The following is a 14,153-nucleotide window of genomic DNA, read 5'->3' as shown; positions in this document are numbered from 1 at the left end:
TTCCGTTTATCAGTAATAATCCATCTTGAAACGCACGGTGGAACGATACTCACCGGCTCGCAGTATCTGGTGATTCGGCAACAGATTTATGGTGTATTGCAGCAGCTTATCTCCTGAGCTTAACTCTGCCAGGGGCATAGCGACGCCAGGTATTACGATGTTGCCTGATTGGTCTTTGATCTGTAGCCCAATGCCTTGGGCCTCGCCTTCAATACCCAGTAAAGCGCCATCCTTCAAACCATCAAAGGTAACGCGGAATGCCTGCCAATCGGGCATGGAGGGATCGAAGCGTGGCAGGGTGCAGTTAATTAAACGGATGACAAAAGGTCTAGCGATACCCTGCCCATCCTGAGCAATCTGTGACGCAGGAACGGTGATCATCTCAATAATTTGCTGACGGCTGTTCATCTCAATGGCGCAGGCAGTTTCAATAATGCTGCCCTCCATGACGACACGGCCCCGTCCCATAAACGTATCCGCTGTTGCGGTTACGCAAAACAGAGCGCTGAGCAGGCAGCTCGCCACGATATATTCCATTTTGTTCACGCCGTTAATTCCCTTCGACACCATGACATTAAGAATAAACATGCGGGTTTCCCCGCATGTGTGACCGCTTGACCGGTTAAAACTTACTGATAAGCCAGGGTAAAGGTAGTGGTGGTGCTGAAGTCACCTGGGACGATTTCTGCAGGAGTTTTACCGTCTACACCCATGTCGCCCTGCAGGTAAGCAGAGAAGTTCAGGATGTTGGTTTGATCCTGGATGAGCTGTGGAGCAGTTGGTTGACCCGCTTTGATCAGCGTGCCGCTACCGTCGGTGATAGCCAGGCTAGCGCCTTTAGCAGTACCGGTGATACCAAACAGCTCAGCGTTACCCGCAGAACCTGGACCAGTGAAGGTAGCTGTTACCTTGGTAAGGGCAGTTGCATCACAGTTTTCCAGGTGGATGTAGAAGTTTTCAGGGATAGATGTATTACCCCCTTCCAGTGTAGATTTAGAGATCTCACCCATTGGGATACGCTGGTTGTCATCGCCTGGGGCGATAGAGCAAGGTGCATCAATGATGGAACCGTAGAATTCGATTGTGCCATGGCCCGCGTCCGTCGATACCGCATTGGCAGCAGAAACAAAACCCAAAGCGATTGCGGCAACCATGAATTTGTTCAGTTTCATATTTCTATTCCTTTATTAAATAAATTGATATAAACAACTAATAACCATCCATGTCAAACATGGTCTGGGCACTGCAAAACATGAAGCGCTCGCCCATTATCCAATGGGGACGAGCTTCATTTTTATACTTCGGTCACTCAAGGTAAGTTATAACGGTCAGCCTTCTACACTGGTGCCGTAATAGACCCGCAAGGTCTTATATAAACCTATCTTATTGGTGCAACCAATTTTCTTCATAACGGACACGCGATGACTGCTGACCGTTTTAATATTAATCCCTAAAATCGCACCGATCATTTTTGGCGTATAACCGCGAAAAAGATAATAACAAATCCGTTTTTCTCTGTTGCTTAACGCAGCCAGTGTCCCTTTCGGGATAAACCTGTCGCGCTTTGCCCATGTCGTATTCGGCGAATCGGCAATCTGTGCCAATAGTGCATTAGAGCACTCATTGGTCGCGATAAAAACAACCCGATCTCTGTAGCGTTGCTCAATGCTTAGCGACAATATATTCAATAACGCAGTACTGGCGATCACCACCATCAACGTTCGGCTTTTCTTTTCACGCATCATCTCACTAATCAGTAATGCACTGCGAGCCGAACCATCCGATATCGTATGCTCGAAGGCAATATGACCGTGTTGCTGCTGTAAGTTAAGCAAGCTACATCTGATACCCTGTAAAAAGTAGCTATTGTTGCTGGAGATATGGAACGAGATTTCACTAATATCATCAGTATGATAATCAAAATCATATCCGCTCACACTGTGCCCGTCATCCATAACACGACTAAACTTATCGCCAAATCCATATCGGCTATCGTACATCTGCTTCCCGCCACTATCGCTGAAAAGTTGGATGCATGTTAGCGACAGACTCCCCAATACCATAATCAATTTATATCAATCCATGAAATTTCATTTAAGTCATATAAAAAAATCAATAAAATCATTGGATTGCAAAAAATTTAGCTTAAGATCAATAAACCTTAAGAAGATACCTAGAGCGGTATATTTGAACATTAATCGACATTAATCAATTTACTAATCAGAAAATTCTTGGTAAGTTTTATAGCACAGGATTAGGAACAGGCTGGATCCTAGCGGTTAAACGGTGGCGCTTTAACAACCAACAAGAAAAATCTTATTTAATAAATTGAATGCCAACCGTTAATATTTGTTTTAATAACGCTCGTGATTTTTAACAAGGAAGTAAAAGGAATGTCTAGTAACTGTAACGGTTATTATTATCTCATCGGTGACAGCGTTGAGTTTTGGCCAGAGGAAAACTTGCTTTACTCTCGAGTCAACGGTGAGAAAATCACGCTATTTATCGCAGCCTCACGCTGCTTTCAACTGTTATTAAGCCAACAAGGTGAACTGGTTCCGCAGCGGGATCTGTTTGAAGCCGGATGGCAAAAAAATGGTTTAGAGGTATCTAACAATACCTTTTACCAAAACATCCTTATGTTACGTAAAGGGTTAAAGCTTGCTGGATATGAACAAGCAGTGATAAAAACAGTACCCCGCCAGGGTCTTACCGTTCCTTCAATGGTTCCGGTAGAAAAAATAACACCGCATATGATGAGTACAGACTCAACCGAAGAAATCCCTGTTGAGGAAGAAAACCAACTGCCAATAGCTGGCGAAGTGGATAAAAAAGTATCCTCTCGATCTCGCCATGTATGGGCAATGTTGCTTAGCCTCTCTTTTTGTATCGGTATTGCCCTGTTTGTTGCATGGCATAACTCAGAGGAAAAGAATTTCTTCTCTAATTTTAACTTCGTAGGGAATATAGAGCAGTGTTCGGTCTATCTCCACGAGAGCCAGACATCGTTGCAGTCCTACATGCAATTTATTGCGCAGCACAACTTCACCTGCGAAAAGCAGGAAGTTGTCTATTTTACCGCCAACCCACTGGTTCCACGCGCCTCAGTCATTCGCTGCGAGTGGCCATTTTCTTCAGGTGTTAAGAATATCTGTATTTCTGAATATTATCTGGAGTGGCAGCATAATGAATAAGCCCCGACTGTTCGGCGTATTTACACTACTCTCTTTGCTGTTCCTGCTGCTCGCGCTGGGGGCATGCCACTTCTATAGCCAATATCAGCAAACACATTATAGCTGCGAAGCCATGCTACTGGTTCACAAAGATGATGTAGAACTGGCCCTCGCGGTCAACTTTATCTTCCAAGGTAATAAAGGTATTGCCACTCTGAAGGGAACCCTTAAGCAGGGCAACAAGACCACAAGCATCAGCAGGAAGAATTATTTTAATTTCAATAACATAAAACACATTTATCACCTAAAATCAATCTCGGCGGTGACCACACCGGCTGACAACAGTAACACCGAAGATATCGCCCGTTACCTCCCGCTCTTTTACCTGCAGCAGGGGCTGAAATTCGACTTCTCCGCTTACCCGGCATCTAAAGAAGGGTATGTTTTTTCTACCGGTCAGGTGCCATCATTTTACTGTGCGCGTAGCTGAAATGTTGCGATACGGAGATAGGTAACCAGCAAAGGGCAGTTTGACGTTAACGGGTTTCGCTTTGTTGAGGCCACACTTTAACGCTGGGCTCGCCCTCTCCCAAAAAATGAGGGAGCTAGACCGGTGCTGAAGCCAGGCATAGGAGTCAATCTGTGACATGCCATGCCCCCATCCATCAGGATGGGGGCATGGCGTTCGCCCTCAAAAACCATCAAACATAAAGTCCTGCGCGGCCTTGATGATCCCACGTAGCTTATCCAGACGACACACTTCCTCACCCAATAGTGACCTGCCAGCGTCAGAGTGACGTTCTGTTTGCGAGTTTTTGCTGCTACAGATTTTTGATGTTGAATTGATTGAGATGCAGGGTGAGCGAGCCTTGATTGACTATAGCCTTGTTGTAGGCTACCCAGTTGCTGATTTTAACTTTTTGTTTTGCTGCGGGATACCGCTACAAGTTCAGGAATGTGGTGATCTGATCCTGATTGCAAGCTGAATTTCGCTTTATTCAACAAAGCCATGGTAAATGTAAAACCCCTGTATTTCATTCCATGAGCGTAATAGTGACATAATTACTCTTCAATCTGCCTCCCCGCAACATAATTAAATCGGTACACACCCACTTAATTCAGATAATTTCCATAATTTTTTATTATATTATAGCCTGCAAACGCTCCCACCCCCACCGCCACCTAAAAAAATACAAAAATAAAGAATAAAAAACAAAAACAACACATAAAAACAGAATAAAAACCCATTAAAACAAAAATTAATAAAATTAAAAACTAATATTTTTACAACAAAAAGCCAAAAATTAAATAATTATAGAAACAAATCAATCGCTTAAAATAAAACCATGCGCAATATCAACATTTTGACAACCATCGCATATTTTGAAATTATTGAAAACGAACGTAAGGGTGAGTCACCTTCTGAAGTAAATAGCCTCTAGTGAGCGCTAAAGTAAATAAGCTCGACCCCATCAATCGATATACATCCAGTTATTTCTGAGCAGAAATAACTGTAAGTATGTCAAGCATTAACTCGTTTTTAATAAGCCACATCATATCTAAAGGAATAGCACTCATGCGTAAATCAATCTTCACCCTGGCTCCGGCTGCATTGGTTTTACTGGCCGTAGCTGGCAATACCCAAGCGTCAACTAACAGCCAATTAACCGTAACGGCCAACGTGGTTGCTGCCACCTGTGACATTTCACTGTCTACCAACAGCCTGGATCTGGGTAACTTTTCACCAAAGCAATTTACCGGAGTATTGACCCCTATCGCTTCCAGCCAGAAACAATTCACCGTGGGCCTGAACAACTGTGAAGCCCCTGTTGCGGCTGCCGATACTGCCAACCTGGTCGTTACCGGCCAAACGCTGGCTGCCAACCCAAATGTCTTCAACTCCACCGGTACCAATACCGGCATCATGCTGAGCGAAGTTAGCAAGCCAAACGTCTATATCAAGAGCGGTGAAAAGCTCCTGGTCGCTACCGCAGGCGCAACGCCAGCTGCTGGCGATTTTAATGCCAAAACGCTGAGCATGCAGGTGGGCCTGGCCTCCACCAGCGCGGACAAAACCAACATTGGCGCCGTCAAGGCACCGATCCTGTTTGCTTTCTCCTATAACTGATTTACCTCAGGGCAGGTGGCTGCGGCCGCCTGCCATTTTTTTATACCAAGGGGCAATAAATGACGCGCCTAACACTATTTTTTCCCGTCCTAATGGCGCTGCTGTGTAGTTCATCCGCCGTATTGGCGGATGGATTTGGCATTAATGCCACCCGGCTTATCTACCCGCAGGGAGCAGGTAGCATTGCCGTCACGCTTCGTAATACCCAGCCCGCCTTGCCTTATCTGGTACAGACTGCGGTAAGCCTGAACCCAAATAGTCGTGATGCCGCCCCATTTACGGTAACACCACCGGTTTTTCGGCTGGAAGCCAAGAGCGAGAATCAGGTCCGCATTACCGGTAATGACGCATCATTGCCCAAAGATCGCGAGTCGGTATTCTATTTCCAGGCCATGGCGATCCCGGCCGCAGCCGAACCGACCGCCAGCCAACAGAGCGCCAACGTGAGTGCCACCGCCCAATTTGGCGTCGGCAACATCATCAAGCTGTTTTATCGCCCTGCAGAGCTACCATCAGATTCGGGTTCAGCACAAAAAAACCTGCGCTTCACCCGTGTCAATAACGGGCTTCAGGTCAGTAACCCATCCCCTTATTTTGTCAGCCTGGCCAGCCTGACCTTTGCCGGGCAACGGCTTAAGTTGGATACGCCAGCCGCGCTGATGATTGCGCCATTCGGTTCCCATATCTATCCCACCACGGCTAAAAGTGGGGCCATTGACTGGCAAACCATTAACGATCAGGGAGGCGTTGATGCGTTTAAACAGGCTCTGCCTTAAGCAGGTATCCCTCGTCTCACTCGCTATGGTTGCCGGGTTAACCAGCAGAACGGCCCCCGCCGTAACACTGAACTTTTCCGCAACGATCATGGCAGGCACCTGTTCCCTAAGCCTGGATAAAAGCGTACTGCCGCTGGACGAGATGTCCCAGGCACGTTTGCGTAGCGGCGTGCTGCTCAACTCACAGCCTTTTACCCTCAAGGCTGGCAACTGTGACGGTGTCGCAACTGCGGGCCTACAGCCGATGATTACGGTCAGCGGTGAGGGCATGACCCAGGATGGTAAATGGCTGTTTCGCAGCAGCGACTCCAGTGCCGGTGGGAGCGGAGTGATGTTGGTACAAGGTGCCAACATGCCAAGTTACAACAGTACCGAGGTCAAACCTGCCGACACTTACCCCTTGGCGGCCGTGGGGCAGATACCGGTCAATCAAGACCTGCCGTTTTTTGCTGGCATCAGTTGTGGTGGCAGTACCGGTTGCGCAACGGTGAAACCGGGCAAGGTTATCGCCCGTATCACCTTTACATTTGCCTACCGCTGAGGTTGCCATGTCATCTGCCTGCTATTCCTGTCTCGCACTACTGCTATTTACCTTTATCGGGCCAATGGCGATAGCCGACGGCGGCATCAGTTTAAACCAGACCCGGGTGGTGTTTTCCGCTGCGGATAAGGCGCAAGCCGTCACGGTTAAAAATAGCGGCACACAAAATTTTCTGATCCAAAGCCGTATCCAACGCGCGCTCGACGACCAGGCACCAACGCCGTTTATCGTCACGCCGCCGCTGTTTCAGCTCGGCTCTGAGCGCAAGCAATTACTGCGCATCCTCAAGCAGGATCAGGCATTGCCCACGGATCGGGAATCGCTGTTTTACCTTTCGGTATTAGCGATCCCCGCACAGAAACAGGCAGCACTGGCAGAGGCGCACTTATCGATGGGGTTTCGCTTTGCCATCAAACTGTTTTACCGCCCTGAGGGCCTCAAAATCGCACCGCAGGACGCGAGTTGCCGGTTGCGATTGACGCCTACGGCAGCAGGGGTGCGCATTGACAACCCGACCCCCTATTTTCTCACGTTTGCTTCACTGAAGTTCGATGGCCAGCTTATCGATCTGGATACCCAGCCGACGATGATTGCCCCAATGAGCGCACAGGCGTATCCAGTCAGTCCGTCGACCAGGCAAGCCGTTTGGCAAACCATTACCGATTTTGGCGGCTTATCTGCGCCATGCCAGCAGACCCTGTCATCACCAGAGGACCTCCCCGCATGAAATACCTTGCCCAAGCGATATTGCTGCTGTGCAACCTGTCGTTTTTGACCGCTCCCCAAGCGGCAGCGCCCGACGCCACAGGGATCTCATTTTATGTTCTGCGGGTGATTTACCCAGAAAGCGCCAAGCAAGGCGTCAGTTTGGTGGTAGACAACAAAAGCGCAGCCGCCTATCTGATGCAGTCCCGGGTGCGCCCGGTCGATAGCCAGACCGGTGATGTCGATTTGAGCGAGGGCGAACAGGCGAAAATGCCGTTTATTGTCACGCCACCGCTGGCGCGTTTAGAGGCCAAGAGTGAACTGACACTGCGTATCCGCCGGAACGGTGAACCTTTGCCGACCGATCGCGAGTCGGTGTTCTTTATCTCAATGAAAGCGATCCCCGCACAGGCGCAAAACGATCAACCGCAACCGGTAGGTCAGATGGCGGTGACGGTAGTCAGCAATATGAAGTTGTTCTACCGCCCTGCGGGATTGGCCAAACGCGCCGTGGCCGACGTGGCCTGCCAACTGCGTTTTCACCGCGCGGGCAAAGTATTGACTGCCGAAAACCCTACCCCCTATTGGCTCACCTTTTCACGATTGAAAATGGACAACGTCGCGCTGGAAAAACCCGCGTTACGTTTGATGGTGCCGCCGAAAGGACAACAACGCTATACCGTACCTACCGGGACCGGCGGCCATGTCGAGTGGCAACTTATTGATGAGGATGGTTGGAATACTCCCGTTTGTCAGCAGGATTTGCCCACATTGGATGTTTAAGGACGTGCTAAAAATCATGGATAGAGCATCAATAAAAAACAGGCCCGCTACACGAGGTCTTTCACCTTCCCTGGCCGGTGCCTTGCTGCTGGCCGGTGCCGTACCCGCCTGGGGCCGAGACTACTTCGATCCCGGCCTGTTGGCGCTGGGGGGCAACCAATTGGCCACTACCGATCTAACCGTGTTTGAATCCTCCGGCCAGACCCCTGAAGGGCGCTATCTGGTGACACTGTGGGTGAATCGGTCGGAACAGGGGCAACACAGCCTGGTATTCAAAAAAGATGCACAAGGCCAGGTGCTCCCGCAGCTTACCCCCGCATTCCTCCACAAGCTTGGCGTAAATACTCAGGCACTGCCCAGCTTTGATGGCTTACCGCCTGAGGCTCCCATCGCCAGCCTGGTGAAGCTCATTCCTGAATCGCAGTTACGCTTCGATTTGGCCCAATTGCGTCTGGACATCAGTATTCCGCAGGTCGCCATGCAGCAACATGCCCGGGACTACGTCGATCCTGAACAATGGGACGAGGGTGTCCCTGCACTGTTGCTGAATTATAGCCTGAACGGCAGCCGTAACTGGCAACGCGCGCAGTCCGGCATGGACAAAAGCGAGCAGAGCAATCTGTTCGCCAACCTGCTTGGCGGGATCAACTACCAAGGGTGGCGCCTGCGCAGCACCATGACCTATACCCAAAATGAAAGCCGTAGGGGAAGTTCCTCAAGCCGTTATCAGAGCAGTCAATTCTCCGATACCTATTTACAACACGATATCCGAGCGTGGCGCGCCGAGATCCTGGCGGGTGAAAGCAGCAGCGGAAATGACGTGTTCGACAGCATTCCCTTCCGGGGCATCAAACTGAATTCCAGCGAAGATATGCTGCCCAATAGCCTGCGCGGCTTTGCTCCCGTGATTACCGGCATTGCCCAAAGCAACGCACGGGTGACGGTCAGCCAGAACGGCAATATTGTGTATCAAACTTATGTGGCTCCGGGCCCGTTTCGTATCAACGATCTGTATCAGAGCAGCCAAGGGGGCGACCTGACGGTCACTATCACCGAGGCAGACGGCTCAGTACGCAGCCAAACCCTGGCCTTTTCGTCATTGCCGGTGATGCAGCGCCCTGGCGCTCTCAAGTATGAACTCACCAGCGGACGTTATAACGGCGGTATCAGCAAGAGCTCTCGTGAGGCGGCCTTCGGGTTGGGCACATTCATGTATGGGCTACCGTATAACGTCACTCTGTATGGCGGCGCGCTGGTTGCCACAGATTATCACTCTCTGGTAGCAGGCTCTGGCCTGTCATTGGGTGACTTCGGTGCCATATCGGCGGACATCACCACCTCGGATGCTCAGTTAGCTGGGCAAAACGAACGCCAAAGAGGCGCTTCGTATCGGTTACGGTATGCCAAAAGCCTGCTAAGCACCGGGACCTCGGTAGACCTCGCGGCCTACCGCTACTCCACTCGCAACTATTACACCTTCTCCGACTTTAACAGCCTGGGTTTTGAACTCAACGCAGGGCAGGTTCCCTGGGCTTTGACACGCCAACGCTCCAATTTCCAGCTGCGTATCAGCCAACAGTTGGACTCTTGGGGAGCCCTTTACCTATCGGCCTCACGCAACGATTACTGGGGGAACAGCCAAGTGAACAACACCGTTTCCGTTGGTTACAACGGCAGTTATCGCGGTGTGAGCTACGGCATGGCCTACAGCATTGACCGCATCAAGGGTGACGGCAGTTGGCCGGAAAACCGCCAGCTATCAATGACAGTGCAGATCCCCGTCAGTCTATTTAGCAGTGCGGTTGCCAATAACCAAAGCTATGCCAGCTACCAGGTCACCCATAACAATCAAGGCCAGGTTCAACAACAGGCCGGGATCGGTGGTAACGCCATGGATGACCGCCTTTCCTACAACCTGATGCAGGGCTTGTCGAACCATAATGGTAATGATAACAGCACGTTGAACATGGGTTATCGAGGTAGTAAAGGCCAGGCCAATGTGGGTTACAGTTACAGCAACCAGTTCCGTTCACTCAACCTTAGCGGCAACGGTAGCCTGCTGCTGCACCCGGAAGGCGTGACGCTGGGGCCCATGCTCGGCAATTCGGTGGCGGTGGTCAGCGCGCCTGGCGCCGGCGGCGTTGAGGTACTCAACGGCAACATCCGCACCGACAGCCGCGGTTACGCGCTGGTGCCGTATCTGGCGAACTACCAGAACAACAGCATCAGTCTGAACCCCACTACCCTGCCGGAGGATGTGGATATGGCGCAATCAAGCCTTAACGTCTACCCAACCAAAGGTGCCGTCATCATGGCGAAGTTTGACACTCGAGTGGGTTACCAGGCGCTGGTGACGCTGCTACGCGGGGATACCAGCCTGCCATTCGGCACGGTGATTACGGTGGCGGATACCCCGGCAGGAAAAAACAATACCGGTATCGTTGGTGATGCGGGCCAGGTGTATCTGAGTGGACTACCGGAACAGGGCACACTGACAGCGAAATGGGGGCACGCTAACCATCAGCAGTGCCGTGCCAGCTTCAATCTGAGCGGCATTGCCGCCCCTTCGGCCAGCAACCCCATCCGCCAACTGACGGCACGCTGTGAAACAGGCAGATAACGATGCGCAAACCAATCTGTAGGAACAAGATAAAGTGAAAAAAGCAGTCAATACGCCAGCGTATACCACATGTCACCGTAGCCGCGCTCTGTGCATACTACTGTTAGCCAACCTGGGCCAAACAACCGCACAGGCGGAAACCATTACCATTGGCAAAGGTACCGGTATTCTGTGGGAAGGCCTGCCGTTTAATGTCACCTTAAGTGGCGCTATGGTCCACAAAAGCCTTACTATCAAATACGGGCTATTGTCTATCTCTTCAAGCAAGATAAGCTGCCAAGAGACTGGAGCTCTGACGGTCATTGCGGGTTTTCCGGCAGTAGAACTAGCACCAGGCGTGGGGCTAGTCCCCAGAGCCAGCGGTCAGGCAACCTTTTACACCTACTACGGCAGCAAGTTCGTTTCACTATCCGGTACACTGGGGCTACCAGAAACCAAAGGGGTAAGCAGCGACGGAAATCAATTGACCTCACCTGATACTTATAGCTGGTGCCTGCCGCCAGCAATGAAAGGCGAGACTTTTTTCTATGACGATGACATGGAACGTACAGCCACCATATCAGGCACCTGGGTACTGGTTGCCGATGGCCAACAGAAGGCTGCTGAAATAACAGTCCCGGTGATGTATGCCGCCAGTTTCTCAGAGGTAGCGTCTGGGGATCGAACTGCCTCAATCCTCCCGTCCAATATCAAGCTGCGCATATCTACGCTTGAGTGTACGGTCAATACCCCCACTTCAATCACCTTTGGTGGCGTGCTGGAAAACCGGCAGGCCGGGGCCGAACTGGGCGTGCAATCCTACCCACTGATCACCAGTTGCGGGCAATCCTCAGACTTTATCGATGCCAATATCAACCTGCAGTTCCGGCCATTGACCGGCCTGTATCAATCAGCCCCGACCCGTTTAGCCCTGCGCCAGGGCGGTGGCTATATCACCGGCGAGATTGATAACGGCGTGACCGGCAGTGGGAACTGCGCCACCACCAGCGGGCTGCCGTTCGATAATAGCCTGCTAAAAATTGGCAACATCACCAAAGCGCAAACCAGCCACAGTATCAACAATCAGGTGACCTGGCGCTTGTGTTCCGGGGGCAAAGATCTGCCGTTCGGCGACGTTAGCGCCGCCGCCGAAATGCTGGTGACGTTTAATTAGCCTGGACAGGACAATGTAAAGTGAAAAAAGCAGTCAATACGCCAGCGTACCGTAGCTGCGCTCTGTGCATACTGCTGTTAGCCAACCTGGGCCAAACAACCGCACAGGCGGAAACCATTACTATTGGCAAAGGTACCGGTATTCTGTGGGAAGGCCTGCCGTTTAAAGCCAGCTTAAGTGGCCCTATGGACCACTCACGCCTTAATATCAGATACGGGCTATTGTCTATCTCTTCAAGCAAGACAACCTGCCAAGAGACTGGAGCTCTGACGGTCATTGCGGGTTTTCCGGCAGTAGAACTAGCACCAGGCGTGGGGCTAGTCCCCAGAGCCAGCGGTCAGGCAGCCTTTTACACCCGCGGCAACAATTTCGTTTCACTATCCGGTACACTGGGGCTACCAGAAACCAAAGGGGTAAGCAGCAACGGAAATCAATTGACCTCACCTGATACTTATAGCTGGTGCCTGCCGCCAGCAATGAATAGCGAGGAATATTACTATTCCGTTTCCAAGGAACGTGTAGCCACCATATCAGGCACCTGGGTACTGGTTGCCGATGGCCAACAGAAGGCTGCTGAAATAACAGTCCCGGTGATGTATGCCGCCAGTTTCTCAGAGGTAGCGTCTGGGGATCGAAGTGCCTCAATCCTCCCGTCCAATATCAAGCTGCGCATATCTACGCTTGAGTGTACGGTCAATACCCCCACTTCAATCACCTTTGGCAACGTAATGAAAAATCCGCAGGCCGGTACCGAACTGGGCGTGCAATCCTACCCACTCATCACCAGTTGCGGGCAATCCTCAGACTTTATCGATGCCAACATCAACCTGCAGTTCCGGCCATTGACCGGCCTGTATCAATCAGCCCCGACCCGTTTAGCCCTGCGCCAGGGCGGTGGCTATATCACCGGCGAGATTGATAACGGCGTGACCGGCAGTGGGAACTGCGCCACCACCAGCGGGCTGCCGTTCGATGATAGCCTGCTAAAAATTGGCAACATCACCAAAGCGCAAACCAGCCACAGTATCAACAATCAGGTGACCTGGCGGCTGTGTTCTGGGGGCAAAGATCTGCCGCTCGGCGACGTTAGCGCCGCCGCCGAAATGCGGGTGACGTTTAATTAACCTGGTCAGGAGAAATGAAAGTGATGCACACCGTCAGTACGCCAGAACATCGCTCATATCACCGCAACTGCGTCCTGGGCATACTGCTGTTAGCCAACCTGGGCCAAACAACCGCACAGGCGGAAACCATTACTATTGGCAAAGGTTCCGGCATTGTGTGGGAAGGCCTGCCGTTTAATGTCACCTTCAGTGGCCCTCTGAAAAGCGGATATCTTTATACCGAGTATGGGATATTGTCTATTACTTCAAATACGGAAGCCTGCCAAAAAACGAATTCTCTGACGACCATTGCTGGCTATCAGGTAATAAAGCTAACCTCAAACGTGGGGCTCATCCCCAGAGCCTCCGGTAATGCAAACTATTACCGCTATCCCTACAAGGCTTCTTCACTATCCGGCACGCTGGGACTGCCAGAAACCAAAGGGATGAACAGCGACGGGGATCAAGTGACTTCATCTGGTAATGTTAGTTGGTGCCTATCGCCAGCAATGACTAACAGTACCGACTACTACTATAAATCCGAACCGCGTACAGCCACGATATCAGGCACCTGGGTACTGGTTGCTGATGGTCAGCAGAAGGCTGCTGAAATAACCGTCCCGGTAATGTATGCCGTCAGTTTCTCAGGGGTGAAAGCTGGGGACCTATCGGCCTCTATCCTCCCGTCCAATATCAAGCTGCGCATATCTACGCTTGAGTGTACGGTCAATACCCCCACTTCAATCACCTTTGGTGGCGTACTGGAAAACCTGCAGGCCGGGGCCGAACTGGGCGTGCAATCCTACCCACTGATCACCAACTGTGGGCAAAGTTCAGACCTGATCGATGCCAATATCAACCTGCAGTTCCGGCCATTGACCGGCCTGTATCAATCAGCCCCGACCCGTTTAGCCCTGCGCCAGGGCGGTGGCTATATCACCGGCGAGATTGATAACGGCGTGACCGGCAGTGGGAACTGCGCCACCACCAGCGGGCTGCCGTTCGATAATAGCCTGCTAAAAATTGGCAACATCACCAAAGCGCAAACCAGCCTGACTATCACAAATCAGGTCACCTGGCGCCTGTGTTCCGGGGGCAAAGATCTGCCGCTCGGCGACGTTAGCGCCGCCGCCGAAATGCGGGTGACGTTTAATTAACCTGGTCAGGAGAA

General features: G+C 51.2%; 14 protein-coding genes. 11 read left to right on the top strand and 3 right to left on the bottom strand.

Annotation, left to right across the window (positions count from 1 at the left end):
- Positions 1–9: 9 nt before the first annotated feature.
- The 3 genes from ABIE29_RS20110 to ABIE29_RS20100 all read right to left on the bottom strand — a co-directional run bounded on the left by ABIE29_RS20110 (position 10) and on the right by ABIE29_RS20100 (position 2,000).
- Positions 10–588, bottom strand: coding sequence for a fimbrial protein (locus ABIE29_RS20110; RefSeq protein ID WP_429620676.1), 579 nt, complete (start codon positions 586–588; stop codon positions 10–12).
- A 41-nt stretch (positions 589–629) separates the two neighbouring features.
- A complete protein-coding gene (locus tag ABIE29_RS20105) occupies positions 630–1,172 on the bottom strand; it encodes a fimbrial protein (RefSeq protein WP_429620674.1) in 543 nt (180 codons plus the stop codon).
- Between the two features lie 156 nt (positions 1,173–1,328).
- Complete coding sequence (locus ABIE29_RS20100) at positions 1,329–2,000, bottom strand: helix-turn-helix transcriptional regulator (RefSeq protein ID WP_429620672.1); 672 nt, start codon at positions 1,998–2,000, stop codon at positions 1,329–1,331.
- Positions 2,001–2,393: 393 nt separating this feature from the next.
- Here ABIE29_RS20100 and ABIE29_RS20095 point away from each other — a divergent pair, with 393 nt between their 5' ends.
- The 11 genes from ABIE29_RS20095 (at position 2,394) to ABIE29_RS20045 (ending at position 14,139) form a co-directional block, all read left to right on the top strand.
- A complete protein-coding gene (locus tag ABIE29_RS20095; protein ID WP_429620670.1) occupies positions 2,394–3,194 on the top strand; it encodes a winged helix-turn-helix domain-containing protein in 801 nt (266 codons plus the stop codon).
- Positions 3,187–3,663, top strand: coding sequence for a hypothetical protein (locus ABIE29_RS20090; protein ID WP_429620668.1), 477 nt, complete (start codon positions 3,187–3,189; stop codon positions 3,661–3,663). The genes ABIE29_RS20095 and ABIE29_RS20090 overlap by 8 nt, the downstream gene beginning before the upstream one ends.
- A gap of 1,086 nt (positions 3,664–4,749) precedes the next feature.
- Positions 4,750–5,301 carry a fimbrial protein gene (locus ABIE29_RS20085; protein ID WP_429620666.1) on the top strand — a complete coding sequence of 184 codons (552 nt, stop codon included), beginning with the start codon at positions 4,750–4,752 and terminating at the stop codon, positions 5,299–5,301.
- Between the two features lie 59 nt (positions 5,302–5,360).
- On the top strand, positions 5,361–6,077 hold the full coding sequence (locus ABIE29_RS20080) for a fimbrial biogenesis chaperone (RefSeq protein WP_429620664.1): 717 nt from the start codon (positions 5,361–5,363) through the stop codon (positions 6,075–6,077).
- Entirely contained in the window at positions 6,052–6,618 is a 567-nt protein-coding gene (locus ABIE29_RS20075; protein ID WP_429620662.1) for a fimbrial protein, read from the top strand. Before ABIE29_RS20080 ends, ABIE29_RS20075 begins: the two co-directional genes overlap by 26 nt.
- A gap of 7 nt (positions 6,619–6,625) precedes the next feature.
- The gene (locus ABIE29_RS20070) at positions 6,626–7,345 is read left to right on the top strand and encodes a fimbrial biogenesis chaperone (RefSeq protein ID WP_429620660.1); all 720 of its coding nucleotides are present in this window, start codon (positions 6,626–6,628) and stop codon (positions 7,343–7,345) included.
- Positions 7,342–8,106: a fimbrial biogenesis chaperone gene (locus ABIE29_RS20065; RefSeq protein ID WP_429620658.1), complete on the top strand. Its 765-nt coding sequence runs from the start codon at positions 7,342–7,344 to the stop codon at positions 8,104–8,106. Before ABIE29_RS20070 ends, ABIE29_RS20065 begins: the two co-directional genes overlap by 4 nt.
- 16 nt (positions 8,107–8,122) lie before the next feature.
- Positions 8,123–10,726, top strand: a complete 2,604-nt coding sequence (locus ABIE29_RS20060) for a fimbria/pilus outer membrane usher protein (protein WP_429620656.1) — start codon at positions 8,123–8,125, stop codon at positions 10,724–10,726.
- Between the two features lie 34 nt (positions 10,727–10,760).
- On the top strand, positions 10,761–11,879 hold the full coding sequence (locus ABIE29_RS20055; protein ID WP_429620654.1) for a hypothetical protein: 1,119 nt from the start codon (positions 10,761–10,763) through the stop codon (positions 11,877–11,879).
- A gap of 20 nt (positions 11,880–11,899) precedes the next feature.
- Positions 11,900–13,003: a hypothetical protein gene (locus tag ABIE29_RS20050; RefSeq protein WP_429620652.1), complete on the top strand. Its 1,104-nt coding sequence runs from the start codon at positions 11,900–11,902 to the stop codon at positions 13,001–13,003.
- Positions 13,004–13,026: 23 nt separating this feature from the next.
- On the top strand, positions 13,027–14,139 hold the full coding sequence (locus ABIE29_RS20045) for a hypothetical protein (protein WP_429620814.1): 1,113 nt from the start codon (positions 13,027–13,029) through the stop codon (positions 14,137–14,139).
- Positions 14,140–14,153: the final 14 nt, after the last annotated feature.

Source organism: Serratia sp. 2723, from assembly GCF_050434425.1.
Classification (GTDB): Bacteria; Pseudomonadota; Gammaproteobacteria; order Enterobacterales; family Enterobacteriaceae; genus Chania.
The sequence above is the reverse complement of the archived record's forward strand: the minus strand, read 5'-3'. Positions and strand labels throughout refer to the sequence as shown.

Bases quoted from the DNA above. Each gene is read 5' to 3' on its own strand.
- ABIE29_RS20110 (WP_429620676.1), bottom strand. From the start codon at position 588: ATGTTTATTCTTAATGTCATGGTGTCGAAGGGAATTAACGGCGTGAAC.
- ABIE29_RS20105 (WP_429620674.1), bottom strand. From the start codon at position 1,172: ATGAAACTGAACAAATTCATGGTTGCCGCAATCGCTTTGGGTTTTGTT.
- ABIE29_RS20100 (WP_429620672.1), bottom strand. From the start codon at position 2,000: ATGTACGATAGCCGATATGGATTTGGCGATAAGTTTAGTCGTGTTATG.
- ABIE29_RS20095 (WP_429620670.1), top strand. From the start codon at position 2,394: ATGTCTAGTAACTGTAACGGTTATTATTATCTCATCGGTGACAGCGTT.
- ABIE29_RS20090 (WP_429620668.1), top strand. From the start codon at position 3,187: ATGAATAAGCCCCGACTGTTCGGCGTATTTACACTACTCTCTTTGCTG.
- ABIE29_RS20085 (WP_429620666.1), top strand. From the start codon at position 4,750: ATGCGTAAATCAATCTTCACCCTGGCTCCGGCTGCATTGGTTTTACTG.
- ABIE29_RS20080 (WP_429620664.1), top strand. From the start codon at position 5,361: ATGACGCGCCTAACACTATTTTTTCCCGTCCTAATGGCGCTGCTGTGT.
- ABIE29_RS20075 (WP_429620662.1), top strand. From the start codon at position 6,052: ATGCGTTTAAACAGGCTCTGCCTTAAGCAGGTATCCCTCGTCTCACTC.
- ABIE29_RS20070 (WP_429620660.1), top strand. From the start codon at position 6,626: ATGTCATCTGCCTGCTATTCCTGTCTCGCACTACTGCTATTTACCTTT.
- ABIE29_RS20065 (WP_429620658.1), top strand. From the start codon at position 7,342: ATGAAATACCTTGCCCAAGCGATATTGCTGCTGTGCAACCTGTCGTTT.
- ABIE29_RS20060 (WP_429620656.1), top strand. From the start codon at position 8,123: ATGGATAGAGCATCAATAAAAAACAGGCCCGCTACACGAGGTCTTTCA.
- ABIE29_RS20045 (WP_429620814.1), top strand. From the start codon at position 13,027: ATGCACACCGTCAGTACGCCAGAACATCGCTCATATCACCGCAACTGC.